The 25,992-nt window shown below is 72.2% G+C and carries 25 protein-coding genes; 19 read left to right on the forward strand and 6 right to left on the reverse strand.

Going from position 1 to position 25,992, the window contains the following annotated elements; all coding sequences use genetic code 11:
- Positions 1-63 precede the first annotated feature (63 nt).
- The 10 genes from QRX60_RS44005 (at position 64) to QRX60_RS44050 (ending at position 10,765) form a co-directional block, all read left to right on the forward strand.
- On the forward strand, positions 64-429 hold the full coding sequence (locus QRX60_RS44005) for an ArsR/SmtB family transcription factor (protein ID WP_285997401.1): 366 nt from the start codon (positions 64-66) through the stop codon (positions 427-429).
- Positions 430-514: 85 nt separating this feature from the next.
- On the forward strand, positions 515-1,000 hold the full coding sequence (locus QRX60_RS44010) for an NADH-quinone oxidoreductase subunit B family protein (RefSeq protein WP_285997402.1): 486 nt from the start codon (positions 515-517) through the stop codon (positions 998-1,000).
- Entirely contained in the window at positions 997-3,009 is a 2,013-nt protein-coding gene (locus QRX60_RS44015) for a proton-conducting transporter transmembrane domain-containing protein (protein WP_285997403.1), read from the forward strand. Before QRX60_RS44010 ends, QRX60_RS44015 begins: the two co-directional genes overlap by 4 nt.
- Positions 3,006-3,953, forward strand: coding sequence for a respiratory chain complex I subunit 1 family protein (locus QRX60_RS44020; RefSeq protein ID WP_285997404.1), 948 nt, complete (start codon positions 3,006-3,008; stop codon positions 3,951-3,953). The genes QRX60_RS44015 and QRX60_RS44020 overlap by 4 nt, the downstream gene beginning before the upstream one ends.
- Positions 3,954-3,974: 21 nt before the next feature.
- A complete protein-coding gene (locus tag QRX60_RS44025; protein ID WP_285997405.1) occupies positions 3,975-4,640 on the forward strand; it encodes a hypothetical protein in 666 nt (221 codons plus the stop codon).
- Complete coding sequence (locus QRX60_RS44030; RefSeq protein ID WP_285997406.1) at positions 4,637-6,118, forward strand: proton-conducting transporter transmembrane domain-containing protein; 1,482 nt, start codon at positions 4,637-4,639, stop codon at positions 6,116-6,118. The genes QRX60_RS44025 and QRX60_RS44030 overlap by 4 nt, the downstream gene beginning before the upstream one ends.
- A complete protein-coding gene (locus QRX60_RS44035) occupies positions 6,115-7,641 on the forward strand; it encodes a hydrogenase large subunit (protein ID WP_285997407.1) in 1,527 nt (508 codons plus the stop codon). Before QRX60_RS44030 ends, QRX60_RS44035 begins: the two co-directional genes overlap by 4 nt.
- A 199-nt stretch (positions 7,642-7,840) precedes the next feature.
- Positions 7,841-8,005: a hypothetical protein gene (locus tag QRX60_RS44040; RefSeq protein ID WP_285997408.1), complete on the forward strand. Its 165-nt coding sequence runs from the start codon at positions 7,841-7,843 to the stop codon at positions 8,003-8,005.
- 58 nt (positions 8,006-8,063) lie between these two features.
- Positions 8,064-8,936, forward strand: coding sequence for a hypothetical protein (locus QRX60_RS44045; protein WP_285997409.1), 873 nt, complete (start codon positions 8,064-8,066; stop codon positions 8,934-8,936).
- Positions 8,933-10,765, forward strand: coding sequence for a phosphoenolpyruvate carboxykinase (GTP) (locus QRX60_RS44050; protein WP_285997410.1), 1,833 nt, complete (start codon positions 8,933-8,935; stop codon positions 10,763-10,765). Before QRX60_RS44045 ends, QRX60_RS44050 begins: the two co-directional genes overlap by 4 nt.
- A gap of 154 nt (positions 10,766-10,919) precedes the next feature.
- Here the strand turns inward: QRX60_RS44050 and QRX60_RS44055 are convergent, their stop codons facing one another.
- The 5 genes from QRX60_RS44055 to QRX60_RS44075 all read right to left on the reverse strand — a co-directional run bounded on the left by QRX60_RS44055 (position 10,920) and on the right by QRX60_RS44075 (position 14,744).
- Positions 10,920-11,516 (reverse strand): transposase, encoded by a 597-nt coding sequence (locus QRX60_RS44055; RefSeq protein WP_285997411.1) that lies wholly within the window; start codon positions 11,514-11,516, stop codon positions 10,920-10,922.
- Between the two features lie 37 nt (positions 11,517-11,553).
- The gene (locus tag QRX60_RS44060; protein ID WP_285997412.1) at positions 11,554-11,865 is read right to left on the reverse strand and encodes an EthD family reductase; all 312 of its coding nucleotides are present in this window, start codon (positions 11,863-11,865) and stop codon (positions 11,554-11,556) included.
- Between the two features lie 217 nt (positions 11,866-12,082).
- Positions 12,083-13,246 carry an N-acetylglucosamine-6-phosphate deacetylase gene (locus QRX60_RS44065; RefSeq protein ID WP_285997413.1) on the reverse strand — a complete coding sequence of 388 codons (1,164 nt, stop codon included), beginning with the start codon at positions 13,244-13,246 and terminating at the stop codon, positions 12,083-12,085.
- The gene (locus QRX60_RS44070) at positions 13,243-13,998 is read right to left on the reverse strand and encodes a sugar isomerase domain-containing protein (RefSeq protein WP_285997414.1); all 756 of its coding nucleotides are present in this window, start codon (positions 13,996-13,998) and stop codon (positions 13,243-13,245) included. The genes QRX60_RS44065 and QRX60_RS44070 overlap by 4 nt, the downstream gene beginning before the upstream one ends.
- The gene (locus QRX60_RS44075) at positions 13,995-14,744 is read right to left on the reverse strand and encodes a 6-phosphogluconolactonase (RefSeq protein WP_285997415.1); all 750 of its coding nucleotides are present in this window, start codon (positions 14,742-14,744) and stop codon (positions 13,995-13,997) included. The genes QRX60_RS44070 and QRX60_RS44075 overlap by 4 nt, the downstream gene beginning before the upstream one ends.
- Positions 14,745-14,844: 100 nt before the next feature.
- Between QRX60_RS44075 and QRX60_RS44080 the strand changes: the two genes are divergently transcribed.
- A complete protein-coding gene (locus QRX60_RS44080; RefSeq protein ID WP_285997416.1) occupies positions 14,845-15,660 on the forward strand; it encodes a Gfo/Idh/MocA family oxidoreductase in 816 nt (271 codons plus the stop codon).
- Between the two features lie 14 nt (positions 15,661-15,674).
- On the opposite strand, the gene QRX60_RS44085 is transcribed toward QRX60_RS44080, so the two are convergent.
- A complete protein-coding gene (locus QRX60_RS44085) occupies positions 15,675-17,234 on the reverse strand; it encodes a glycoside hydrolase family 3 N-terminal domain-containing protein (protein WP_285997417.1) in 1,560 nt (519 codons plus the stop codon).
- A gap of 62 nt (positions 17,235-17,296) precedes the next feature.
- Between QRX60_RS44085 and QRX60_RS44090 the strand changes: the two genes are divergently transcribed.
- The 8 genes from QRX60_RS44090 (at position 17,297) to QRX60_RS44125 (ending at position 25,964) form a co-directional block, all read left to right on the forward strand.
- Positions 17,297-18,586, forward strand: a complete 1,290-nt coding sequence (locus QRX60_RS44090; RefSeq protein WP_285997418.1) for an extracellular solute-binding protein — start codon at positions 17,297-17,299, stop codon at positions 18,584-18,586.
- Positions 18,587-18,591: 5 nt separating this feature from the next.
- Positions 18,592-19,509: a carbohydrate ABC transporter permease gene (locus QRX60_RS44095; RefSeq protein WP_285997419.1), complete on the forward strand. Its 918-nt coding sequence runs from the start codon at positions 18,592-18,594 to the stop codon at positions 19,507-19,509.
- Positions 19,506-20,387, forward strand: a complete 882-nt coding sequence (locus QRX60_RS44100; RefSeq protein ID WP_285997420.1) for a carbohydrate ABC transporter permease — start codon at positions 19,506-19,508, stop codon at positions 20,385-20,387. The genes QRX60_RS44095 and QRX60_RS44100 overlap by 4 nt, the downstream gene beginning before the upstream one ends.
- Positions 20,384-21,613 carry a Gfo/Idh/MocA family protein gene (locus QRX60_RS44105; protein ID WP_285997421.1) on the forward strand — a complete coding sequence of 410 codons (1,230 nt, stop codon included), beginning with the start codon at positions 20,384-20,386 and terminating at the stop codon, positions 21,611-21,613. The genes QRX60_RS44100 and QRX60_RS44105 overlap by 4 nt, the downstream gene beginning before the upstream one ends.
- Positions 21,610-22,608 carry a LacI family DNA-binding transcriptional regulator gene (locus tag QRX60_RS44110; RefSeq protein ID WP_285997422.1) on the forward strand — a complete coding sequence of 333 codons (999 nt, stop codon included), beginning with the start codon at positions 21,610-21,612 and terminating at the stop codon, positions 22,606-22,608. Before QRX60_RS44105 ends, QRX60_RS44110 begins: the two co-directional genes overlap by 4 nt.
- 65 nt (positions 22,609-22,673) lie before the next feature.
- The gene (locus tag QRX60_RS44115) at positions 22,674-23,717 is read left to right on the forward strand and encodes an NAD-dependent epimerase/dehydratase family protein (protein WP_285997423.1); all 1,044 of its coding nucleotides are present in this window, start codon (positions 22,674-22,676) and stop codon (positions 23,715-23,717) included.
- On the forward strand, positions 23,717-24,733 hold the full coding sequence (locus tag QRX60_RS44120) for a dihydrodipicolinate synthase family protein (RefSeq protein WP_285997424.1): 1,017 nt from the start codon (positions 23,717-23,719) through the stop codon (positions 24,731-24,733). The genes QRX60_RS44115 and QRX60_RS44120 overlap by 1 nt, the downstream gene beginning before the upstream one ends.
- On the forward strand, positions 24,717-25,964 hold the full coding sequence (locus QRX60_RS44125; RefSeq protein WP_285997425.1) for a mannitol dehydrogenase family protein: 1,248 nt from the start codon (positions 24,717-24,719) through the stop codon (positions 25,962-25,964). Before QRX60_RS44120 ends, QRX60_RS44125 begins: the two co-directional genes overlap by 17 nt.
- Positions 25,965-25,992 lie beyond the last annotated feature (28 nt).

Below are 25,992 nucleotides of genomic sequence, written 5' to 3' on the forward strand. Positions count from 1 at the left end.
CGGACTTGCTAAGATTCGCAACTGCTGAACAAAAGATCCGCGCGAGTGCAGGAGGCTTGTCGAGTGAACAGCCCCGACCACCAGGTGAAAACGGCGTTCTTCAAGACGCTGCCCCGCCCTGCGCGGATCCGGGTGCTCGAGCTGCTGAGCCACCGCGAGTACTCGGTCGCCGAGACGCTGCCGGACGTGGGGATCGAGAAGACGAACCTGTCCCAGCAGCTTGCGGTGCTGCGCCGGGCCGCGCTGGTGACGGCGCGCAGGGAAGGCTCGACGGTGCACTACTCGCTGGCCGGCCTGCACGTGGCTGAACTGCCGGACATTGCCCGCAGGATCCTCAGCGGCGTGCTCACCGAGCAGATCGGCCTGCTCGACGACCTGCGCGACCCGGCGCATTCGGCGGTCCGGCCGCAAGCGGTGGACGGGGGATGAGCCGCGACCGCCCCGCCCGAATCCGCCTCCGTCACCAGGGCGGGGCGGTCGCTCCACGGTCGGTCGACGAAGTCAGGAGCAGGGTGTGCTGAGGTTGTGGCGCAAGATCCGCCGGACGGGCCGGGTGGCCGAATCCGCGCCGCCCCGACCGGCCGGACCGCGTCCGGACGCCGCGGAGCTGCTGGGCGGGTCGGTGCAGGTGCGGCACGTGGACGCCGGGTCGTGCAACGGCTGCGAGGTGGAGATCGGGTCGGCGTTCGGGCCGGTGTACGACGCCGAGCGCTACGGTGCCCGGCTGGTCGCCTCGCCCCGGCACGCCGACGTCCTGCTGGTCACGGGGCCGGTGACGCGCAACATGGCCCAACCGCTGCGTCGAACCTACGAAGCGGTGCCGGAACCTCGGCTGGTCGTCGCCGTCGGGGACTGCGCTCGTAACTGCGGGGCCTTCGCCGGTGCGTACGGCGTGGCCGGCGCGGTCTCGGACGTCGTGCCGGTGGACCTCGAGATCGCCGGGTGCCCGCCGCGGCCGGAGGCCATCGTCGAAGGCCTGCGGAAGCTCACCGGGCGATGAACCTCCTGGGATTGACGTTCGCGGTCGCCGTGGCGATCGGCCTGCTCAGTGCCGTCGCGGCGACCGTGGTCCCGGCGCCGTCCCGCTCCGCCGCGGCCGGGGCGGGCACCGCGCTCACCGGGAGCCTCGCGGTGGTCGCCGGCGTGCTGGCCGCGAGCGGCCAGTCGGTTTCCCTCGCTCTGCCCGCTGTGCTGCCGCTGTCCGGGGTGAGTTTCACGCTCGACCGGCTGGGCGGGGTATTCGTCGCGGTCACCGGCGGGGTCGCGGTCGCGGCTGGGATCTACGGGATCTCCTATGCCCGGCGCGGCCTGGACTCCCGGGCGGTCCAGGCCGCGCTGCCCGTCTTCGTCACGGCGATGCTGCTGGTGCCGGCCGCCGCGAGCGTCGGGACCTTCCTGCTGTGCTGGGAGCTGATGGCACTGGCGTCGCTGCTGCTGGTGCTGGCCGAACACCGGCGGCGTCCCGAGGTCGCGTCGGCGGGCCGCTGGTACGCGGTGATGACCCACCTCGGGCTCGTGACCGTCCTCATCGGACTGCTCATCGCCACCGCGCACGCGAGCGACGACACCTTCGCCGCATTGCGCGCCGCCCACCTCCCGCCCGCCACCGCCGGGACGGTGTTCGTCCTGACCTTCGTCGGGTTCTCCTCGAAGGCCGGGATCCTGCCCCTGCACGCGTGGCTGCCGCGGGCGCATCCGGAGGCGCCGAGTCATGTGTCGGCGTTGATGTCGGCGGCCATGGTCAACCTCGGGATCTACGGGATCGTGCGGGTCGGATTCGACCTGCTCGGCGGCGGGCCCCGCTGGTGGTGGCTGCTGGTCCTGGCCCTCGGCGCGGCCTCGGCGGTGTACGGCATCCTGCAGGCCGCCATGGGCACCGACCTGAAACGGCTGCTCGGCTACTCCACGACGGAGAACATGGGCCTGGTGCTGCTCGGAGTCGGCGCGGCCGGGCTGTTCACTTCCGCCGGGCGCCGCGACCTGGCCGGGCTCGCGCTGGCGGCTGCGCTGCTGCACGTCGTCGGCCACGCGGCGTTCAAGACACTGCTGTTCCTGGCCGCCGGGTCGGTCCTGCACGCCACCGGGACCCGCGACCTCGACCAGCTCGGCGGGCTGCGCGGCCGGATGCCGGCGACCACCGCTTTGTTCGGCTGGGGCGCGCTCGCTGCGTCGGCGCTGCCGCCAGGGACCGCGTTCGTGTCCGAATGGCTGCTGCTGCAAGCGTTGATCCACGGGCTGCCGGCCTCCGGGGCGGCCACCGCGATCGCAATGCCGCCGGCGGTGGCGGCGGTCGCGCTGACGGCAGGGCTGGCGGTCGCGACGTTCGTCAAGGCGTTCGGCGTGGGCTTCCTCGCCCGCCCCCGCAGCGACGCCGCGGAGAACGCGCACGAAAGCCCGCCCGGCATGCTCGCCGGAATCGGGCTGGCCGGGCTGGCGAGTGCGGTTCTCGCGGTCATGCCCGGGGTGGTCCTGCCGGGGCTGGGCCGGACGGCAGCGGTCGTCACCGGATCCGCCGATCCCTTGGCCGCGGACGCGGTGACGGTGCGGCTGGCCGGAATCACCGGTGCACTGTCACCTCTGTTGCTCACCCTGGCCCTGCTGCTCGGTGTGATCGTCACCGTCGGAGGGCTGCGGGTGGTGGCTGCGCGGCGCGCCCGCCGGGAGGCCCGGTTGTGGGATTGCGGTGCCGGGCCGATGTCGTCCCGGATGGAGTACACGGCGACGTCGTTCGCCGAGCCGCTGCAACGGGTCTTCGACAACGTGGTGCAACCCGAAACCGACGTCGACGTCACCCACCACCAGGAGTCGGACTACCTCGTGCAAGCCGTGGCCTACCGCCGCCGGGTACCCGACCGAATCGAGCGCCGGCTCTACGCGCCGGTCCTCGCCGCGGTGACACAGTGGGGGCAGGCTGCGCGGCGGCTGGCCACCGGCAGCGTGCACCGCTACCTCGGCTACGGCTTTTACGCCGTGTGCGGGCTTCTGCTCCTGCTGGCGGTGACCCGGTGAGCGCGGTCGGCATCGTCGGCGGGATCGTGCAGCCGATCGTGGTCCTCGGCGGATCCCCGCTGCTGGTGGGCGTGATGCGGCAGATCCGGGCCCGCCTGGAAGGCCGCGCCGGCGCCGGGATCCTGCAGCCGTGGCGGGATCTGCGCAAGCTCCTGCGCAAGGAACCGATCACCCCACGCGGCACCAGCGAGGTGTTCCGGGTCGCGCCGCTCGTGCTGGTGGCAACCACGCTGGTGGTGGCGGTCGTCACGCCGTTCCTGACCACCAGCTCGGCGCTCGGGCCGGTGGCGGATCTGTTCGCGGTCGTCGCGCTGCTCGCGCTGGGCACCGTCGCGCTCGCGCTGGCCGGGCTGGACACCGGCACCGCGTTCGGCGGGATGGGCTCGAGCCGGGAGATGACGATCATCGCGCTGGTCGAGCCGACCCTGCTGGTGGCGATCTTCGCGCTGTCGGTGCGGGTCGGGTCGACGAACCTGGCCTCGATCATCACGTCCACTGTGGATGATCCGGCGCGAGTGATCTCCCCGGTGAGCCTGCTGGCGGCGGTCGCGCTGGTCGTGGTGATCGTCGCGGAGACCGGGCGGCTGCCGGTGGACAACCCGTCCACGCACCTGGAGCTGACGATGGTGCACGAGGCGATGATCCTCGAGTACGCGGGCCCGGACCTCGCGCTGGTGGAGCTGGCGTCGGCGATGCGGCTGAGCGTGTTCCTCGGTCTCCTGGCGAATCTGTTCCTGCCGTGGGGTATCGCGACCTCCGCCGCGCCGCTGGCGATCGGGGTCGGCCTGCTGGCCTGGATCGTCAAGGTCACGCTGCTCGGGTCGCTGCTGGCCGCGGGTGAGGTGTTCCTGGCGAAGCTGCGGCTGTTCCGGGTCCCGGAACTGCTGGCCGGCTCGTTCCTGCTGGCTCTGCTCGCGGTCGCCGCGTCGTTCTTCCTGGCCTGAGGCGAAAGGGGACATCCCGTCATGAGCGATACCGTCTTCGTGCAGCTGCTGGACCTGGCCTGCGGGGCGTTGCTGCTGACCGCGGTGCTGATCCTCTGGCGCCGCGAACTCACTGTGATCATCCGGGTCTTCGCGATCCAAGGGCTCGCCCTGGCGGTGCTCGTCGCGGTACTGGCCGCGCACGAGCGGTCGGCCGAGCTCGGCGCGGTCGCCGCGGGGATCGCCGTCCTGCGCGCCGGGGCGCTGCCCTACCTGCTGCGCCGCGCCCTGGCCGGCCATGGCGAGGTGCGCCGTGAAACCCGCCCGCTGGTCAACGTCGCGTCCTCGCTGCTGGCCGCGGCCATCCTGACCATGCTCGCCTACGCCGTCTCCCAGCCGTTGATCGCGCTCGCCCCGTCCCCGGCGACCCAGGCGATCCCGGTCGGGCTGACCGTGGCGCTGATCGGCTTCTTCGTCCTGGTGACCCGCCGGCGCGCGCTCTCGCAGCTGGTCGGGTTCCTGTTGATGGACAACGGAATCACCACGGTCGGGTTCCTCACCACCGCCGGCACCGGACTCGCCGTGGAACTCGGCGTCTCCCTGGACGTGCTGCTGGTCGTGCTGGTGCTGCAGATCCTCACCACCCGCATGCGGGAGACCTTCGGCGACGCCGACCTCGACGAGCTCCGGGAGCTACGCGACTCATGACCACCCTCCTCCTGCTCGCTCCCATCGCGGCCCCGCTCCTCGGCGCTCTGCTCTACCTCGGTGCCCGCTGGCGTCCGGCGACCCGCTGGGCCAGCGCCACAGGCGCGGCCCTGATGCTGGGCGCCGCGAGCACCCTCGCGGTCGATGTCGCGACCGCCGGACCACGCACCGCGCTCGGCGGACTGCTGCGGGCTGACGCGCTCACCGCGTTCATGCTGGTCGTGATCGGCGCGGTCGGGTTGCTGGCCACCGCCGCGACGCCGGCGTACCTGCGCGCCGAAATCGACGCCGGTCGTGCCAACCCACGCACCGCGACCCGGCACAGCGTGCTGGTGCAACTGTTCCTGGCCGCCATGGCGCTCGCCGTGCTGGCCGCCAACCTCGGAGTCCTGTGGGTCGCGGTCGAGGCCACCACCATCGTCACCGCGTTCCTGGTCGGGCAACGCCGCACCCGCCACGCCGTGGAGGCCGCCTGGAAGTACGTCGTGATCTGCTCGACCGGAATCGCGCTGGCACTGCTGGGAACATTTCTGCTCAACTACGCGGCCCAGCACGCGCCCGGCACCCCGGGGCTGGACCTGGCGGCGTTGACGCAGCACGCGGCCGGGCTCGACCCGGGTGTCACGCGGATCGCGATCGCGCTGCTGATCATCGGGTTCGGCACCAAGGCCGGCCTGGCGCCGCTGCACGCGTGGCTGCCCGACGCGCACTCGCAAGCGCCCGCGCCGGTGTCGGCGCTGATGTCCGGGGTGCTGCTGGCAGTCGCGTTCTACGCGGTCCTGCGGGTCAAGGTCATCGCCGACGTCGTGCTCGGGACCGGCTTCGCCCGGGCGCTGCTGCTGGTCATGGCGCTCGTCTCGGTGCTGCTGGCGGCCTCGCTGCTGCTGGCGCAGCGGGACTACAAGCGGATGCTGGCCTACTCCAGCATCGAGCACCTGGCCCTGGTCGCGTTCGGCGCCGCAGTCGGTGGGCCGCTCGCCTACGCCGCGATCCTGCTGCACATCCTCGGCCACGGCCTGGTCAAGGGCGTGCTGTTCCTGGCCGCCGGACGGATCCTGCAGACCGAAGCCACCAGCCGGATCGACGCCGTCCGCGGTCTGGCCGCCCGGCAGCCACTGATCGCCGGCTGTCTCGGCCTCGGCGTGCTCGCACTCATCGGACTGCCGCCGTTCAGCGCCTTCGCCAGCGAACTCGGCATCGCCCGCACCGGCTTCGCCGGCGGGCTCGGCTGGGCCACCGCCGCCGTGCTCGCCGTCGTGGTGGTCATCGCCGCCGCACTGCTCGGGCACACCAGCCGCATGCTGCTCGGCACCGCACGCGAGGGACCCGGCGCCGCGCCCGCGCCACGGCCGATCCCGGCCACGCTGGGGCTGACGCTCGTCACCGGCCTGATCGCCAGCGCCGCGCTCGGCCTCACCGCGGGCCCGCTCGCCACTCTGCTGCACCTGGCCGCCGACACGCTCACGGGGATGTCATGACCACCAGCCCGGATCTGTTCAGCGACAAGGTCGGCTACCGCCGCTCCGCCCGCACCATCACCCCCGGCGAACTGCCCGAACGCGCCCGCGGGCTCCTCGCGCACGGCTACCGGACAGCGCTGATCGCCGGACACGACGACGGCCACCAGTTGCGCGCGGTGTACCTGTTCACCGCCGCCGATCCGGACCGGCGCGTGGAACTGCACGTCCCGCTGGATCCCGCCCGGCCCGAGGTGCCGAGCCTGGCCGCGCTGTCCTTCCCCGCCGGGCGGTTCGAACGCGAAATGCGCGACCTGTTCGGCATCGTCCCCACCGATCACCCCCTGCCCCGCCGGCTGGTCCGCCACTTCCACTGGCCCGCAGGCTGGTACCCGATGCTCAACGACACCGGCGAACCACCCGACTTCGGCACCCAGGACGGGCCTTACCCGTTCCGCACCGTCGAAGGCGACGGCGTCTACGAAATCCCGGTCGGCCCGGTGCACGCCGGGATGATCGAACCCGGGCACTTCCGCTTCTCCGTCGTCGGCGAGACCATCCTCAACCTCAAGGCCCGGCTCTGGTTCGTCCACAGAGGAATCGAGAAACTGTTCCAGGGGCGTCGCCCCGACGCCGCGCTCGAGCTGGCCGAACGCATCAGCGGCGACACCGCGGTCGGCCACACCCTGGCGTTCTGCCAGGCCGTGGAAGACGCCTTCGCCATTCCCGTCCCCGAGGACGCCCAGCGGATGCGGGCGATCCTGCTGGAGCTGGAACGGCTCTACAACCACGTCACCGACCTCGGTGCCCTGTGCAACGACGTCGCCCACGGCATTCTCCACACCCATGCCCAACGCGTCCGCGAACAGCTGCTGCGGCTCAACGACCACGTGACCGGGCACCGGCTCTTGCGCGGAGCGATCCGTCTCGGCCGGACCGACCTTGCCCAGCTTCCGGATGGGGCGGACCTTGCCGCGATCGGCGGCGACATCGCCGAGATCGTGCAGCTCGCCCTCGGCAACACGGTGGTCGCCGACCGTTTCACCGGCACCGCCGTCCTCACCCGGGAACAGGCCGCCGACCTGGGCGCGCTGGGCTACGTCGCCCGGGCCAGCGGCCTGTCCGGCGACGCCCGGTACGACCACCCGTTCCTGGCTGCCGAATTCCCCCTTGCCCACCACTCCCGCACCGACGGGGACGTCCTGTCCCGTTTCCTCGTCCGCGCCGAGGAGATCGACAACTCGATCGCGCTGATCAGCCACCTGCTCGACCACCTCGACGAGCACACCTCGTCGGCCAGCGCGCTCGCCCACACTTCGAGCACCACCGCCCGATCCGGCGTCGGCATCGTCGAGGGCTGGCGGGGCACCATCGTCCACCGCATCGAATGCTCGGCCGACGGCGTCCTCACGCGGGTCAAGGTCGTCGACCCCAGCTTCTTCAACTGGCCCGCGCTGCCGGTGGCGCTGGCCGACACGATCGTTCCGGACTTCCCGTTGACCAACAAGAGCTTCAACCTGTCCTACGCCGGCAACGACCTCTGACCCCGGGCCTTCGGGCAGGCGGCCACGCCTGATCGAGGTGTGTGCAGTCTCGCACAACCCAAGACTTGCAAACTTCATTAACTAATAAGAAGATGGATTCGTCAGAGTGGAGGTCGTTGTGCTCCTGTACCGGCATCGGACCAGAGAACAGGTGAGCGCGAGCGAGTTCGTGACTGTCCTGTCGGCTCGAGTGAGGGCCGTGCTGGAAGCCCTGAACGCCGCACGCGAGGTCGGCCACGACTACGAGAGCGACCTCCACGTGGCCCGGCTCCGGGAACTACTGGACCTGGCCGAGCGCAACGGCGTCGACACCACCGGATGGGTCGACCCCGCGGCCCTGACGACCGTGCCGTACCAGGACTGACCGATGACGACGCCCGCATCCTCGATGACGGAGCCCTGCGGGGCAGCGGAGGTGCTCGATGAACCGTGACGGCACGCGGCAACGAGACGGCGGCGAGCACCGCTGCGCGGCCGTCGTCTCCGACGGCAGCGCACTGGGCGACCACGCAGCAGGACCTGTCGGTCCGATCGTGCACGAGTTCGCCGAACACCTCGGCGGCCTGGCCCGGGTGACTGTGCGACCGGTGACCGTCGATGCCGCCGACGCGGCAGAACTCGCCGCGGGTATCCGAGCCTTGCGGGCCGAGGTCGGACCGATCCTGCTGACCCACACCGACCCGGAACGGACCCGCCTCGTCCAGCAGGATCTGCGCGATGGTGGAATGCCGCTGGTACTCACCGACCAGGACGCCACGGCGATCGCGCTCACGACGGCCGTCCTGGTCGCGGTCGCCGACCGGCCGCCCGCCTCACGGATCGGGAAAGTGGTCGTCGCCGGCGCGCAGTACCTCCCGATCCTCGCCCCGCTGCTCGCCGCAGCCGGAGTCGCGGACATCACCACGTGGAACACCTCGGACGCGGTCACCTTTCCACTGCGGCACGTGGCGTCCGGCGCCGGCGCCGTCGTCGACCTGATCGGCGCCCTGCCCGGCTGGGGCGACGAAGATCGCCACGCCGAGCTCGCGGTGATCACCCGTGGGGCCGCGCGCACCGCCCCCTGCGCCGTGGCCGGCCTGCTGCGTGCGGCCTTGCGCGACCCGGCAACGACCTTCGATCTCGCGACCTATCTCGCCGCTGCACGGGCCTTGATCACCGCGCACGCCGTCGATCTGCCGCTCACCCAGCGGAACGCCCAGGTTCTGACCGACCGAGTGACCGATGCGGTCAGGTCGCCGATCCACGCTCGCCAAGTCACGACCATCGCACGCGCAGCAAAGGAAGCCACAGGATGAGAACAACGGGCGTCCCGACGTTGAGCACGATCCCCGGACTGGACTCGGCCCCTACCACGCACCGCACCCTGCTGGCCTGGGTCCATGAGGTCGCGGACCTGACCGCGCCGCAGCGGGTGGTGTGGTGCGACGGGTCGGACGACGAATGGCGCCGGCTGACCACGGACCTGGTCAACGTGGGCACGCTGGTGCGGCTGCGGCAGCAGCCGAACTCCTTCGCCGCTGCCTCCGATCCCAGCGATGTCGCGCGCGTGGAGGACTGCACCTACCTCTGCTCGAAGGACGAACCTGACGCCGGGCCCACCAACAACTGGATGGACCCGGTCGACATGAAGATCATCATGACCGAGCTGTATCGGGGCAGCATGCGCGGTCGCACCATGTACGTCGTCCCGTTCTGCATGGGCCCGCTCACCGCCGCACACCCGAAACTCGGCGTCGAGATCACCGACTCCGCCTACGTAGCGGTGTCGATGCGGCTGATGACCAGGATGGGCGCGATGGCGCTCGAGAAGTTCGGCGACGACGCCGAATTCGTCAAGGCTCTGCACTCGGTCGGTGCGCCGCTCAAGCCCGGCCAGGCCGACGTGCCCTGGCCGTGCAGCGACGTCAAGTACATCTCGCACTTCCCCGAGGAACGCGCCATCTGGAGCTACGGCTCCGGCTACGGCGGGAATTCCCTGCTGGGCAAGAAGAGCTACTCCCTGCGCATCGGCTCGGTGGTGGCGCGGGACGAAGGCTGGCTCGCCGAGCACATGCTCATCCTCAAACTGACCTCCCCGGCCGGCGCCGTCCACTACGCCGCCGCGGCGTTCCCGAGCGCCTGCGGTAAAACCAACCTCGCGATGCTCCAGCCCACCCTGCCCGGCTGGAAAGCCGAGACCCTCGGTGACGACATCGCGTGGCTGCGCTTCGGACCCGACGGTCGGCTCTACGCCGTGAATCCCGAGTTCGGGTTCTTCGGCGTCGCACCCGGCACCGGCTACCGCACCAACCCGGTCGCGATGCGGATGATCGAGCAGGGCAACGCCATCTTCACCAACGTCGCCGTCACCGACACCGGCGACGTCTGGTGGGAAGGCCTGACCGAGCAGGCCCCGCAGCACCTCACCGACTGGCAGGGCCGGGACTGGCACCCGGACTTCGCCGAACCCGCTGCTCACCCCAGCTCCCGGTTCTGCACCCCGATCCAGCAGTGCCCGACCCTCGCCCCCGAGTGGGACGACCCGGCCGGGGTGCCGATCTCGGCGATCCTGTTCGGCGGACGCCGCGCCACCACGATGCCGCTGGTCGTCGAGTCCCGCGACTGGCAGCACGGGGTCTTCCTCGGCGCCACGCTGTCCTCGGAAACCACCGGCGCGACCGACGGTGAGGTCGGCGTGGTCCGCCGCGACCCGATGGCGATGCGCCTGTTCATCGGCTACCACGTCGGCGACTACTTCGCGCACTGGCTGGCCCTCGGCGCCGGCGCCGATCCCGCCAAACTGCCCCGCATCTTCGGCGTCAACTGGTTCCGCCGCGGCGCCGACGGCCGCTTCCTGTGGCCCGGATTCCGGGACAACTCCCGGGTCCTGGCCTGGATCACCGGCCGGATCGACGGCACCGCCGACGCCGTGGACACGCCGCTCGGTGCCGTGCCGGCCGCCGGTGACCTGGACCTGACCGGACTCGACGCCGACCCCGGCGACGTCGCGGAAGCCCTGGCCGTCCACCCCGGCGAATGGCCGGCCGAACTCGACCTCATCCGCGACTGGTTCACCACCATCGGCGACAAGCTGCCCAGGGAACTGCACGACGAATTCGACGCACTGGTCCGCCGCCTGGGCTGACCCGATCTCCGTGGGTGGAGCCGGAAGCACTCCGAATCCCCCGCCTGACTCCATCCACGGTTCCGCACCCCGCGCCGCCCTGCACCACGGAGAAGACAGCATGACGGCAGTAGCACCCAAGCCGATCGCCACGCGCCGGTATCTTGCCAGCCGCCTACCTCGAGTCGAAATAGACGCGGCCAGCGGTGGAATTACGGAGCCGGACGACGCCCATGGTGTGCAGCGTCCGGTTGATCCGGCGGTGGCCGGCGCGAGACAATCGATGCCGTTGCTGTTCACCGGAGGATGCGTCCAAGGGTGCGGTGCCGTTCCAGGACGCGAATCGGTCCCGGTTGCCGAACCGGTGGATGTCGCCGACGTCGGCCGGCAGCCGCGCGGCGCCGGACGGGCCGATACCGTGCAGGTCCACTAGCGTGGAGCCGCGGGTGATCACCAGCTCACGAAGATCCTTGTCGGCGGCCTTGGACTTCATGTCGACCGTCTCGAGTTCGGTGATCAACTCCACGATCAGACGTCGGCGGGTCTTGCCCACGATGTCCCGCGGTTTGACCGTCGCCACGAGCGCACGGGCCTGCGTCGCGGACAGGAACTTCTTCGCACCGCCGGGAAACAGCTCCAGCAGCAGCCGGTGAAGGCGGTTGACGGTTTGAGTCCTGGCGCGGCCGAGCCAGGCTCGGTGCGAGCAACGCGGCCAAGGCGACGGAGTGTGCGCCAACGGGATCGGTCTCGCGGCCGTTGCCGTGGCGAACATGGCTCACCGCGGATACGGCGGCGCCTCGGGGCCAGGCTCAGCAGGTGCCGTTCTGCACCGGGTAGTGGATGACGACCGCGCCACCGGTGGCGTAGTTGGCGACATCGGCAGCCACCTGCCGGCCCTGCGGAGACGCCCTCGCCGCGGTCATTGCCGCGGCATCAGCGAACTCGGCCTCGAAAACCGCGAAGTACGGCGTCTGTCCCTGCGTCGCTGCCACCTCGAAGCTGTAGCGCCACGCGAGCAGGCCGGGCATGCGCGTGACCAGCGGGAGGTGGTTGCTCACGTAGTAGTCGCGGAAGTGGTCGGGATCGGCGGGCTCGGGATACAAGACCACCAGCTTGTGCATGACAACCTCCGTTCGGCGTCGAGCGACCACAACACCCCGGAGTGCGCGATCAACGCGAGGTGGACGGTAGACCAGACTCCACGCCGAGATCAAATGCATTGCGGATGAGCCGATCATCGGACCGAGAGCTGATCTACAACGCCGCCCCGAAGTTCGCCACCGACCTGCAACTCAAGTGATTCGCGAACCCCTCAGGCTCCGCGAAGATCCGCCTCGCTCACGCGCCGAGGACCCACCGGCCCGCCTGCACGACGCCCGCCAAGGCGAGCCCCGCAGAGCGGGAGTCGTCGAGCACGATGAGGTCCGCCGGACCGCCCGTTCGGAGTTCGCCCGTGCCCGGCCGGATGCCGGGGACGTGGCGCGCCGGGTTCGCCGTCGCCAGGGCCAGTGCGCCGGCCAAGCCGAAGGACGTCCGTTCGGACACCGTGCGCACTCCGTCCAGCAACGTCGCCGCCGCGCCTGCCAGCAGGTCACTGCCCACTTCGGACAGACGCTGGTCCTCGCCCAGCTCGACGACGGAGCCCACCGCGGTCCGGTAGCGGCCCGGCGGTCGTCCGCCTATCTCGGTCGAGTCGGAGACCAGGAACGCGCCGTCGATCCCCTTCGCCCGCAGCATGACCTCGAGAGTGTCGTACGGCAGGTGGTGGCCGTCGGCGATCAGGCCGGCGCTGAGCCGGTCGTCCGCCAGCTGCCGCCACAGGACGTTGGGGTGGCGAGGCACCGTCGTCGGGATGCCGTTGCCCAGGTGCGTGGACAGGGAAGCGCCCGCGTCGACCGCCGCCGTGATCTCGTCCGGGGTGGCGTGGGTGTGTCCGATCGCGACGGTCACGCCCAGCCCGCGCAGCCGCCGCACCTGCTCCGGTGCCGCCTCGCCGTGGGGCGAGACCGTCACGATGCCGACCGGCCCGGCCCGCAGCCAACGGTCGACCTCGCCGGCGTCCATCGGCCGCACCGCCGATGGATCGTGCACCCCGCGCGCGCCCGGCCGGTCGGAGATGAAGGGGCCTTCGACGTGCGCGGCGGGCACGGCGCTCGCCACCACCGGGTCCGCGGCGCGCGCCCGCGCCACGCACCGCAGCGCTTCGAGGATTCGTTCCTCAGGCGCGGTCACGATCGTCGGCAACCAGGTCGTGACCCCGTGGGCGGCCAGCAGGTGGGACAGCTCGGCCACCGTGTCCGCGGTGACCGACGCGGCGTTCACGTCGAGGCCGCCGTAGCCGTTCACTTGCAGGTCCACCAGGCCGGGCGCCACCACGGGCAGCCCGTCCGGCGCCGGGTCGAGGCGGCGGACTTCACTGATCACGTCGCCCTGCCAGGTGATCCGGACCGCCACCTCCCCGGCCGGCGCCGGGATCCGGCCCTCCACTTCGGACGGTTTCACAGCTGCGGCACCCGCTCCCGTACTCGTTCGGCCGCCCGTGCGTTGTGCGCGTCGCCGCCGGCGGTGTAGCTCGAGTGCCAGACCCAGGCCTCGTCCCCGCCCGCGACCAGCTGTTCGACCGCCGATGCCAGGATCGCGTGCAGGACGAACGAGTTCAAGACCGTCGAGAGGCCGCCCACCCGGACGCCCGGCCCGGCCTCGAGGACGACGTCGCCCGCGGGGACGTGCGTGTCGACGTGGACGTCGGCGTGCGCGGGCAGGCTGCCGCTGCGCGCCCGGTGCCCGGCCGGCACCGCTGCCTCCGCCGCACGCGAGGACAGCGCGATGACGCGAGCGCCGCGGGCCCGGGCCGCCCGGGCGGCGCCGACCGCGGCCGCGTTGACCCCGAAGGCGTTGACGACCACGAACAGGGCGCCCTGCCCCACACCCGATCCGGCCACGACCGCCTCACCGTGGTCGGCTTCCCGCTCGGCGGCCGTGGAGCCCAGGGCGCCGGCGAACAGCGCCGTGGCGGGATCGGCCACGGGTGCGACGGCGATCGGGCACCCGGCACGGTAGAAGACGTCCTGCACTGCCAGCGCGGAATGGCCACCCGGTCCGTAGACGTGGACCAGCCCGTCCTGCCGCACTTGGTCGGCGACGAGCGTCGCGGCCACCCGCACGTGATCCGCCTCGTCCCGGACGATCGCGTCGATCGCGCTCTCGAGTCGCTCGCCGTAGCGCGCCAGGAGGCCTTCGGGGGCCGCGTTCACCGCGGATCGGCTTCGGCGTCGAGGTAGAGGGTGACGTTCGGATGCGTGCGCAGGGCCGTGCCGGGATGCATCGGGCCGATCGGCTCCCGGAGCGTCTGTGCGACGGCGGTCCGCTTCGCCCGCCCGGGCACCGACGCGATCACCGTGGCGGCGTTGAGCAGCCGCGGAATCGTCACCGTCACGGCAGTCGCCGGGACGTCGTCGAACGTCGCGAAGTGCCCCTCCTCCACCTGCTGGCGGCGGCTGGTCGCGTCGAGCGCCACGACCCGGACCCCGCACGGGTCCGCGAAGTCGGCCGGCGGATCGTTGAAGGCCAGGTGGCCGTTCACCCCCAGACCGAGCAGAACCAGGTCGAAGGGCTCGCGGCCGAGCAGTTCCCCGTACCGCGCGGCCTCGGCTTCCGCATCACCGGCCGGGTCGATCCGGTGCAACCGGGCGCCGGGCAGGTGCCCGACGAAGGTGGTCGTGAGCCAGGTCGCGAACCCTTGCGGGGCGTCCGGTGCCAGCCCGACGTACTCGTCCATGTGGAACAGTTCGACACGGGCCCAGTCGATGCCCGCTTCGGCGGCCAGCGCGGCGAGGGTCGCGCTCTGGCTGGGCGCGGCGGCGAGCATGACCCGCGCCGTGCCGCCGCCGCGCAACGCTTCCCGCAACACTCGTCCCGCGTGGCTCCCGGCACGCGCCCCCAGCTCGTCGCGGGTCGGCTCGCTGACGATCATCATCGAGTCCTGGGCCTTGGTCGGCATGGCCGCCCCCTTCCCCGCCGCTGTTCGCGTGCGGGCTCTTGTGCTAAACACTGTGCTCATGCAGTTGTGCAAACGTTTGAAAACGTCCGCCGGATTCCGGGTGGCGATCGTCGGCGTCGACAGCTCACGCCCCGCCCGGCTGCTCGATTTCTTCGCCGCCGCGGGAAATCCGGCACTCGGCCGGGTGACGCACGTCGTCGGGCTCGACGGCACCGACCCGGAACCGCTGGCACGGCGGTACGGCGTCACCACGACGGTCCGGGACGTGCGCGACCTGCCGGGTTCGGTGGACGCGGCCCTGCTTTGCACCCGCGACGGCCGCGAGCACGCGGCCCAGGCCCTCCCGCTGCTGGCGGCCGGCATCCCGGTCTGGGTCGACAAGCCGCTCGCCACCCGGGAAGCCGACGCGCGGGCGATGACGCGGGAGGCCGTCGCACGCGGCCTGCTCCTCGCCTGCCGCTCCGGGTTCCGCGACGCCGATGCGGTCCGCGCCGCCGCGATGCAGGTGCGCGCCGCCGAAGGTCCGGCGTCGCTCGAGATCACCGGCCCCGCGGCACCGGACAGCCCTTACGGCGGCTTGGCGCACTACGGGATCCACCACGTCGAGCTGGCCTGCGAAGTCCTGGAACAGGCCCGCGGCGGCCGGCCGCGGTCGGTCGCCGAGGTCACCGCCGACAGCGCCCGGCTCGTCGGCGACGACGTGACCCTGGACCTCCGTTTCCGCCCACCGGCGGAGTGCACCGGGTTCACACTCGCCGTGAACGGGGACGTCCGCCCGGTCACGGCGCCCGCGCGGTACCTCGAGGAGCAGGTCGAGGACTTCCTCACCGGGATCGGCGAGGGCCGCGGCACCCGGGACCCCGAAGCGCTCGTCGACCCCGTCCGGCTGCTCGAAGGGATTCTCACGACCGGATGAGGGCGCGGGCCCGTTCACCCGAGCACCTCGACCGCCGCGCCGACGGCCGCGCCCGAGACGATCCCGAAGGCGTCGACCGCGGGCACGCTCACCGCCGGGCCTGCCACCCGCAGGCCGGTGGCGGGCACCGTGGAGTTGACCACGGCGACGACCGGGTGCCCGTGGGCCCGGGCCGCTTCGACCGAGGCCGCGAACTCCGCGGAGTCCCGGCCGCCGTCGACCGGGAGCGGGCACGTCACCGCCACCACCGTGGCTCCGGCATGCGCCCGCGCGGCTTCGCCGGGCGATGACAGCGCCTCGTACGCCACCTCTCCCCGCGCCACCTTGAGGCCGTCCGCGAGCGACCGCGCCAGCTCGCTGTCCCCCACGACGACGACCGGCCCTCGCACCGGATCCGGCAGCCGCGCGCTCACGGTGCCCGCGAGGCCGGGATCCGCCCAGGACCGGCCCGCGTCGAGCTCTTCGCAGCGCGCGAGATCAATGCCGTGCGCCCGGTGCAGGCCGAGGCGGACCTTGGCGCGCAGCAGCCGCGCGACAGACCGGTCCAGCTCATCGCCGTCCAGCTCCCCGGCTGCCAGGGCCGCTTCCAGCGCGTCGAGGATCGACGGCACCTCACCGGCGGGGCACTTCACGTTGGCGACGTCGGCGCCGGCCGCCAGCGCGGCCACGGCGGACGCGGCCGTCGGCCACCCGGCGACGATGGCTCCCATCCGCAGGGAATCGGTGACGACGAGGCCGTCGTAGCCCAGCTCGGTGCGCAGCCACGTCCGGTTCACCACCGGCGACAGGCTCGCCGGGCCGGGCACGCCCAGTCCGGGCAGGGCCACGTGCGCCACCATGACCGACGCGACCCCGGCCTCGATCGCCGCGCGGAACGGCGGCAGGTGCCGGTGCTCGTGGTCTTCCGGCGTCCGGGCGAGCGGGGCCGCTTCGGCATGGGTGTCCTTGGCGCTGTCGCCGTGACCAGGGAAGTGCTTCGCGGTCGCGAGCAGCCCGCCGTCCTGGTACCCGCGAATCTGGGCGACACCGAGCACGGCCGTCCGGTCGGCCTCCAGCCCGAACGCGCGCACGCCGAGGATCGGGTCGTCCGGGGTCGTCAGGACGTCGACGCAGGGGCTGAAGGTCCAGTGGAACCCGGCGAGCCGCGCCTCGCGGGCGGCTTCCTCGGCCATCCGCCGCGCCAGTCCGGCGTCGTCGCTGTGCCCGATCCCGCGTGGGTACGGGAAGTCCGTTCCGCCGCCACCGAGGGTGTAGCCGACGCCGGACTCCAAATTGGCCGAAACGAGCGCGGGCGGCAGGCCGAGCTCGTCGGCGATCCCGGCGACCTCGACGTGGTAGCGGGCGGCCGCGGACACGCTCATGCCCGTCAGTCCGTGCAGCACGCCGAGCCCGGCGGCCAGGGCGGCGCGGGTGTCCTCGTCGGGACGGCCGTCGTCCGCGACGCCCGGGAGAACGACGAGCCGCTGGGCGAGCTTCTGCCTCGGCGTCAGGCGTTCCAGCTGCCGGTCGATCCAGGCTTCCCCCTGGTCAGCGGGGGAAATGGCACTCGGCTCTTGACTCTCGCTCGACTGCATACGTACTTTCTATCAAACGTTTGCATAGCCAGCAAACATCGATCACACATCGGAGGCGAGCCATGGTTCGCAGGACGGCCTTCCTATCGCTCGCCGCGGCCGGCGCCCTCGCCGTCGCGGGATGCGGCCTCGGCGGCGCTCCGCAGACCGGCGCGGTCGACACGTCCGGTCAGGTCACCGGCGCCATCACGTTCCAGACGCTCCAGCTGTCCCCGACCTTCGACAAGTACCTGCACGGCGTGATCGCCGGCTTCGAGAAGAAGTACCCCGGGACCAAGGTCACCTGGAACGACATCCCCAGCAACTCCGCCGCGCGCAAGACCAACGCGGACGCCGTCGCCAAGTCGCTGCCCGACGTCATGGACCTCGACACGCGCACCCTGGCGCCGTTGGCGCGCAAGGGACTCGTGGTCGACATGGCCACGAGTGCCGGCGACCTCAAGGCCGGTTTCGTGCCGTCCGCGTGGAAGTCGCTGACCTTCGGCTCGACGGTGGAGGCCGCGCTCCCCTGGTACCTCAACACGCCGGTGCTCCTGAAGAACTCCGCGCTGCTGGAGCAGGCCGGGCTCACGAGCGCGCCGGATCCGGCCAGCTACACCGAACTCGTCGAAGCGTCCACAAAGGTCGCCCAGGCCACCGGGAAGGCCGGGTTCCAGCCCACCGAGATCGGCTTCCCGAACTACCTGCTGAGCCTCGGCGTACCGCTGGTGAACGACCAGGGCACCGAGGCCGTGGTGAACACGCCGGCCGCCGTGGCCTTCGTCGATTCCCTGGCCGAGCTGCAGAAGTCCGGCGGGATCCCCGCCGACTCCGTGGCCGCCCAGCAGCGCAGCGAGATCGAGACGTTCCAGGAAGGCGGGACGGCCTACCTCGAGACCGGCGGATCCCGCCTCAAGATCATCCAGCAGAACGCGCCGGCGGTGTACTCGAAGATCACCCTCGGCAAGCCGCTCGGCGTCACCGGGCCGGGCACCTGGCTGGTGCCGCACGGGATCGCCGTGCCCAAGACGTCGGCGAACCTGCCCACCGCCGTCGCCTTCGCGAAGTTCCTGACCTCGTCGGAAAACCAGCTCGCGCTGGCCAAGCAGTCGAGCGTGTTCCCGAGCACCACCGCCGCGCTCGACGACCCGTTCTTCACCGGCGACGGCACCGGCCTGGTGTCCAAGGCACGGACGATCTCGGCCGCCAGCCTCAAGAACGGCACCACCGTCGTCCTGCCGGCCGCGGTCGATTCGGAGTTCTCCACCGCACTGTGGTCGGCCGTGCAGCCCGCGATCATCGGCGAGGTGCCCGCGGCGCAAGCCCTCGCCGACGCCCAGACGAAGCTCACCACGATCCTCAAGGCGCGGTGACGGCGATGTTGCTGAGAGACCGCAGCCCCGCGAAAACGGCGGCCCGGCCCGCACTCCGGCGGCACCGGTGGTACGTGCCGCTGGTGTTCGTCGGACCGGTCCTGATCCTGCAGGGCACGTTCCTGTTCACCCCGCTGGTCAACACCTTCGTGCTCTCGTTCACCGACGCGAGCACCGTCGGCGGCGGGCAGTTCGTCGGGCTGGACAACTTCGCGACCCTCGCCGGGGACGCCGGTTTCTGGGCGGCCGTCGGCCGGACCTTCCTCTACATGCTCTGCACCGTGCCGGTGATCGTGACCCTCTCGACGTCGCTGGCGATCCTCGTCAACACGTCCCTGCGCGGGTCGGCGGTGATCCGGTCGCTGCTGTTCTCCCCCATGGTGATGCCGCTGGCCACCGTCGCCGTGATGTTCCAGTTCGTGCTGCGCTCGGACGGGCTGGTGAACCAGGTCCTCGGTGGACTGCACGTGATCAGCCGGCCGCTGCCGTTTCTGAGCAGTTCGAACCTGGCCCTGGTCAGTCTCATGCTCGTGACGGTCTGGAAGGGCTGTGCGCTCGCCACGCTCATCAGCCTCGCGGCGCTGCAGAACGTGTCCGGGGAGCTCGACGAGGCGGCCCGGATCGACGGGGCCGGCTGGCTGCGGCGGACCTGGAGCGTCACCCTGCCCCAGATCCGCGGGACGACCGTCCTGGTCGGGGTGCTCACCTCGATCAGCGTCCTGCGGATCTTCACCGAGCCCTACGTGATGACCGGGGGCGGCCCGGGCGGCTCGACCGAGACGATCGTGCTCTACCTGTTCGAGCAGGGCGTTTCCCCCGGCACGCAGGCGGGGTACGCCTCGGCGATCAGCCTGGCGCTGTTCGTGTTCGTCCTGGCAGCCGCGGCCGTGACCTGGATCGTGACCCGCGGGAGGCGCGCGTGACCGTCATCCGAACCGGCCGCCGGAGCGGGCCGAACCGGCGCGAAGAGCGCGAGCGCGTCTCCCGCGGTGAGGCCGTCCTCCGGTGGGTGCTGATGCTGATCGCCGTGGCGGTCGTGCTCGGGCCGTTGCTCTGGCAGGTCACCACCGCGCTCAAGGGACCCGGCGAGAGCACCGCGGGCTTCCCCGGCAGCCTCGTGCCGAGCGAACCGACGCTGGACAACTTCGTCACGGCGTTCACGCAGATCCCGCTCGCGCGGTACCTGCTGAACTCCGGGGGCATCGCGGCGCTGGGCGTGGTGACGAACCTGCTGCTGGCCACCCTCACCGGCTACGCGCTGGCGCGGATCCCGTTCCGCGGCCGGAACGTCTACCTGGCCGCCCTGCTGGCCACCGCGGCACTGCCGTTCGAGGTGATCCTCGTGTCGACGCTGCTCGTCACGCGCAACCTCGGCCTGCAGGACACCCTCGTCGGCGTCGTCCTCCCGCAAGCCGTCTCGATCACCTCGATCTTCGTGATGCGCCAGGCGTTCCGGGGCATCCCGGACGAGCTCGAGGAGGCCGCGACGATCGACGGCGCCGGGCCGGTCCGGACGTTCCTGCGCATCATGCTGCCCAACGTCAAGGGCTCGCTCGCGGTCATCACGGTGCTGGGCTTCCTCGACTCCTGGGACCACTTCATCTGGCCGCTGGTGATCCTGAGCAGTCCCGAGAAGTACCCGGTCAACGTCGGCGTCCAGTATCTCTCCGGCGCGTTCTCGGCCGACCAGCGCGTCATCTCCGCCGCCGCGCTCGTCGTGATCGTCCCGCCGCTGCTGGTCTACATGCTCATGCAGCGCCACGTGTTCTCCGGGCTCGCGGGAGGGGCGCTCAAAGGATGACGACCCCACTCCCGGCCACGGTCCTGGTCGGCACCGGCGGCTACGGGCTGCGGCACCTGCGCAGCCTGCTCGGCCTGCACCGGGACGGCCTGATCGACCTCACCGGCCTGGTCGACGTCGCGGTTTCCACGGAGGCCCGGCAAGCCGTCGCCGAGCACGGCCTCGCGCCCGCCTGGTACCCGAGCCTCGAGGACGCGCTCGCCGCGGGTCCGGTCGACTCGGTGGTGATCTCGACGCCGCCGCACACGCACTTCACGCTCGCCCGGACGGCGATCGAGGCGAAAGCCGCCGTATACCTGGAAAAACCGCCCGTCACGCTGCTGCAAGACCTCGACGCGCTGGCCGCCCTCCCGGCCTCGCGGCGTGTCGAGGTCGGCTTCCAGGACGCGCGGGCGACCGTAGCGGCGCTGAGCCGCGCCTGGGCCGCCCTCGGCAGGCCGGCGGTCGACGACGTCGTCGCGTACGGCGCCCTGGCCCGCCCCGACGAGTACTACCGGCGCAGCCGGTGGGCGGGCCACTGGTTCCTCGACGGCCGGGCCGTCCTCGACGGGCCGCTGTTCAACCCGCTCGCCCACGTCGTCCAGGCGGCACTGCTCTTTGCCGCGCGGGTCGAGGACGGCTGGTCCCCGGCGCAGGTCGTGGCGGAGTGCTTCCACGTCCGGGCCCTGCCGGGCGACGACACCTCGGCGATCCGGGTCGTCCCCCACCGGGGACCGCGGGTCCTCGCGGTGGGCACCACCGCCTCGGACGTCGTCGTGCACCCGGGCGTGCTCGTACACACCGGCGACGGCGTCATCCGCGTCTCCGACGGCGGGCGGCGGGTGACCGCCTGGCGGCGCGGGACCCGGATCGCGGTCACCCCGGCCACCCCCGCGACGTCCGCGCTGCGGGCCGCGGTCACCGACCCCGACGGCGCCGGGGATCCCTTGCTGTCGCCGGCCGCCACGCGCGCCTTCGTGTTGACCGGCAATGCCGCCGTCCAGGCGATGGGCTCGCCGCACCCCGCGCCGGTCGCGGCGAGCCCGGGGCCGGACGGCGTGCGCGCGGCCGGGCTCGGCCGGCTCGTCGCGGCGTGCGCCCGCCGCGGCGCCCTGCTGTCGGAGGTGGCTCCGGCCTGGGGCGGGGCGACCCGGCGGCTCGACGTCGCCGGGTACCGTGGGCTGGTGCACCCGGACCTGTCCCCGACCGTCGTCACGACCACGCCGTCCGGGCCGGGTGCCGCATGACCCGGCGCGTGCAGCGGACCAAGCTCGCCGACGTCGCGACCGCGGCCGGGGTGTCGATTTCGACGGTCTCGCGAGTGTTCTCCAACCCGGAGCTGCTGTCCCCGGACACCGTGCGGAACGTGCGTGAAGTGGCCGCGCGGCTGCGGTTCACCCCGAACCTGATGGCCCGCGCCCTGCGCGCCGGCGACGCCCCCTACCTCGGCGTCGTCGTGCCGGACATCAGCAACCCGTACATGACGACGCTGCTCAAGGCCGCACAGGCCCGGGCCCGCGGGCGGGACATCGGCGTGTTCGTCGCGGACACCGACGACGCGGCCGACGTCGAACGGCAGATGTGCGAGCAGTTCGCCCGCCAGACCCGGGGCATCCTGCTGTGCTCGCCGCGGATGAGCGTCTCCCACATCCGCGAGATCGCGGACATGATCCCGCTGATGCTGGTCAACCGCCCGGTGGACGGCATCCCCTGCGTCTACACCGACTCGACGGCCTCCATCGCCGAGCTCGTGGACCGCCTGTGCGAACTCGGCCACGAGAAGATCGCGTACCTGCCGGGACCGGTCGGCTCCTGGGCCAACAAGGTCCGGGCCCGCGCGGTCGCCGACCGGGTGCGCAGACGCGGCGGGAGCTTGACCAAGCTCGACCCGACCGCGGCCCGGCACGAGGACGGCGTCGCGGCCGCCGCCGCGGTCGCCGAGCACGGCGCGACCGCGGTGGTCGCCTTCGACGACGTGCTGGCGGCCGGGCTCATCGAGGGCTTCCGGCAGCTCGGCCTGTCGGTGCCGGACGACGTCAGCGTCGCCGGGCACGACGACGTCCTGGCCGGCCTGGTCCAGCCGGGGCTGACGACCATCGACGGCGCCAGCGCGCGCGTCGCGCAGCTGGCGGTCGACCGGTTGCTGGCCGACACCGAGCCGGGCACCGCGCCCGACACGAGCCACACCGGCATCGAAAGCACCCTCGTCTGGCGCGCGAGCACCGGCAAACCCCGGGCCTGACCCCTGTCCGCCTCGGCTGGTTTTTCGACGGCCGCCAATGCAAACGTTTGAATCGGAGGAAACGGATGAAACAGACGCCCCACCCGGCGGCTCCGAAGGACGAGGACCAGCTGGAAGACCTGCTCTCCGCGCCGCTCGAGGGCGTGGGAACGGACCTCGCGGCCTTGGGCGGCGACGTGGTGCTTCTCGGCGCCGGCGGCAAGATCGGCCCGACCATGACGCTGATGGCCCGGCGGGCCCTCGACGCCGCCGGCTCGACGGCGACGGTCCACGCGGTCTCGAGGTGGTCGGAACCGGACGTCCGCGATTCCCTCGAACGCCAGGGGGTCCGCACGCACAGCGCCGAGCTCGGCGATCCGGACAGCGTCCGGACACTCCCCGACGCGGCCGGCGTGTTCCACCTCGCGGCGCTGAAGTTCGGCACCACGGGCGCCGAGCAGCGGATGTGGTGGACCAACGCGGCGATCCCGGCGATGGTGGCCGACCGCTACCGGGGCGTGCCCACCGTCGTCTACTCCAGCGGCAACGTCTACCCGCTGACCCCGCTGGCCCACGGCGGCTGCACGGAACGGGACGAACCGCGGCCGAACGGCGAATACGCGCAGTCGTGCCTGGCGCGGGAACGGGTGTTCGCGGCGGCGTCCGAGCGGTGGGGCACACCGACGGTGATGTTCCGCCTGAACTACGCCTGCGAACTGCGGTACGGCGTGCTCGCGGACATCGCGACCCGGATCGCCGGGGGACGCCCGGTCGACGTGACGATGCCGGCGGTCAACGTCGTCTGGCAGCGCGACGTCAGCGCCTGGGCGCTGCGCAGCATCCTGCTCGCCGACCCCGCGGCGCCGGTGCTCAACGCCACCGGTCCGGAGACGATCCCGGTGCGCCGCATCGCCTCGCTGCTGGCCGAGGCCATGGCGGCCGACGTCGAGTTCACCGGCAGCGAGGCGCCCGACGCGCTGCTCAACGACGCCGGCGACTGCTTCGCCCGCTTCGGCTACCCCAGCCTCGCCGCGCGGACCCTCATCGCGTGGACGGCCGAGTGGGTCCGGGGCGGCGGCAGGCAGCTCGGCAAGGCGACGAAGTTCGAGCAGCGCCAGGGGCGGTACTGATGACCGCCGCGGTCCGCGACCGGCTGCTCGCCGGCGTCACCGTCCCCGCGCACCCGCTCGCCGTCACCGGCGGCGGCGAATTCGACGAACGCGCCCAGCGCGCCCTCACCCGGTACTACCTCGCCGCGGGCGTGGACGGCCTGGCCGTGGGCGTGCACACCACGCAGTTCGCCCTCCACGACGACGAAAAGCTGTTCGCCACCGTGCTCGATCTCGCGGCCAGGACCGCGGTGGACGAAGGCAGGCAGCCGCTCCTGGTGGCCGGCGTCATCGGGGACACCGCCCAGGCCGTCCGCGAAGCGGCGCTGGCGGCCGAAGCGGGCTACGACGCGGTTTTGCTCTGCCCGTACGGGATGGCCGTCCCCTCCCCCGACGCCCTCCTGGACCGGGCCCGCGCGGTCGGCGAAGTCCTGCCCACCATCGGGTTCGCGCTCCAGAAAGCCGTCGGCGGGCCGGAGCTGCCGAAGTCGTACTGGAGCCGCCTGTTCGACCTCGGCTCGGTCGTCGGCGTCAAGGCCGCGCCGTTCGACCGGTACCGCACCAACGACATCGCCCGCGCGCTGCTCGACCACGACCGGTGGAACGAAATCGCGTTGCTCACCGGCAACGACGACGCGATCGTCGCCGACCTCGTCACGCCCTACCGCGGGGCAGCTGGCCGGGTCCTGCGCGTGTCGGGCGGGTTGCTCGGCCAGTGGGCGGTCGGCACGAACGCCGCCGCCGAGCTGCGCCGCCTCGCCGCCGGTCCGGTCAGCCCCGACATCCTGGCGACGGGCGCCGACCTCGTCGAGGTGAACGCCGCCGTCTTCGACGTCGCCCACGGCTTCGCCGGTTGCGTCGCGGGCGTGAACGAAGTCCTTCGCCAGCAAGGACTTCTCGGTTCATCACGGTGCCTGTCGACCGCCGAGCGGCTGTCTCCGGGCCAGGCGGAGCTGATCGAGCAGGCCCGGCACCGCTTCCCGCACCTGTTCGACGAAACCTTCGTGAGGGAGCACCGCGATGACTGGCTCGGCTGACCGGCCGCCCGTGCGGATCGTCCACCTCGGACTCGGCGCCTTCCACCGCGCCCACCAGGTGGCGTACACGCAGCTCGGCGACCCGGAGTGGGGCATCGCGGCCGTCCAAGGCCGGTCCGCGCGCCTGGCCCGGACGCTCGCGGCCCAGGACCACGTCTACACGCTCGTCGAACGCGGCCCGGACACCGACGCCTTCCACCGGATGACCGCGCTCGTGGCCGCGTACGGCGCGGACCGGGCGGCGGAGCTCGACCGGCTGGTGGCCGACCCCGGCGTCGCGGTGATCACGCTGACGATCACCGAAGCGGGGTACGTCGTCGACGAGAAGGACGTCGCCGCGATGCGCGAGAGCCGCGTGCCCCGCACGGCACCTTCCCGGCTGCTGCGGGCGCTCGACGCGCGGCGGCGCTCGGGCGCCGGTCCGATCGCCGTCGTGCCGTGCGACAACGTCCTCGCCAACGGTGCGCGGATCCGCTCGGCGCTGACCGTGCTGGCGTCCGAAATGGACGGTGACCTGCTCGCGTGGATGACGGATCACGTCTCGTTCGTCGACACCGTCTCCGACCGCATCACCCCCGCGGCCACGCCCGCCGACGTCGACCTGGTCGCCACGGCGGCCGGCTGGCCCGACCGGGCCCCGGTGGTCACCGAGCCGTTCTCCGAGTGGGTCCTCGCCGGGGAGTTCCCCGCGGGCCGCCCGGACTGGCAGCGCGCGGGCACGACGGTCGTCGACGACATCCGCCCGTTCGAGCGGCGCAAGCTGCGGCTGCTCAACGGGGCGCACCTCTTCCTGGCCATGGCGGGACCGGCCCGCGGACACGAGACCGTCGCCGAGGCGATCGCCGATCCCGAGCTCGCCCGGCTCACGGACGAGTACTGGGCGGCCGCGTCGCCCGGCGTGCCGGACGCCGCCGCCTACCGGAAGCGGCTACGCGCCCGGTTCGCCAACGGCCGGATCCAGCACTCGCTCGCGCAGATCGCCCAGGACGCCGAGCACAAACTGCGGGAACGCGTCGTCCCGCTGGTGACCGAGCTGCTCGCGGCCGGCGCCGATCCCGGCCCGGCCCTGCGCGTCGTGGCGGCTTGGCTGGCCCACACCGGCGACGCTCCCCGGCCGGACGCCGCCCTCGACCGGCTGGCGCCCGGCTGGGCCGCCGACCGCCGCCTGCGGCACGGGCTCGACCTGGCCGCTCTCGAACTCTCCCGGCTCGGCTCCCCGTCCGGGAGATGACCCGTTCCCCCAAACCCGAAGCAGGTGT

This window comes from Amycolatopsis mongoliensis (genome assembly GCF_030285665.1).
In the GTDB taxonomy this organism is placed as follows: domain Bacteria; phylum Actinomycetota; class Actinomycetes; order Mycobacteriales; family Pseudonocardiaceae; genus Amycolatopsis; species Amycolatopsis mongoliensis.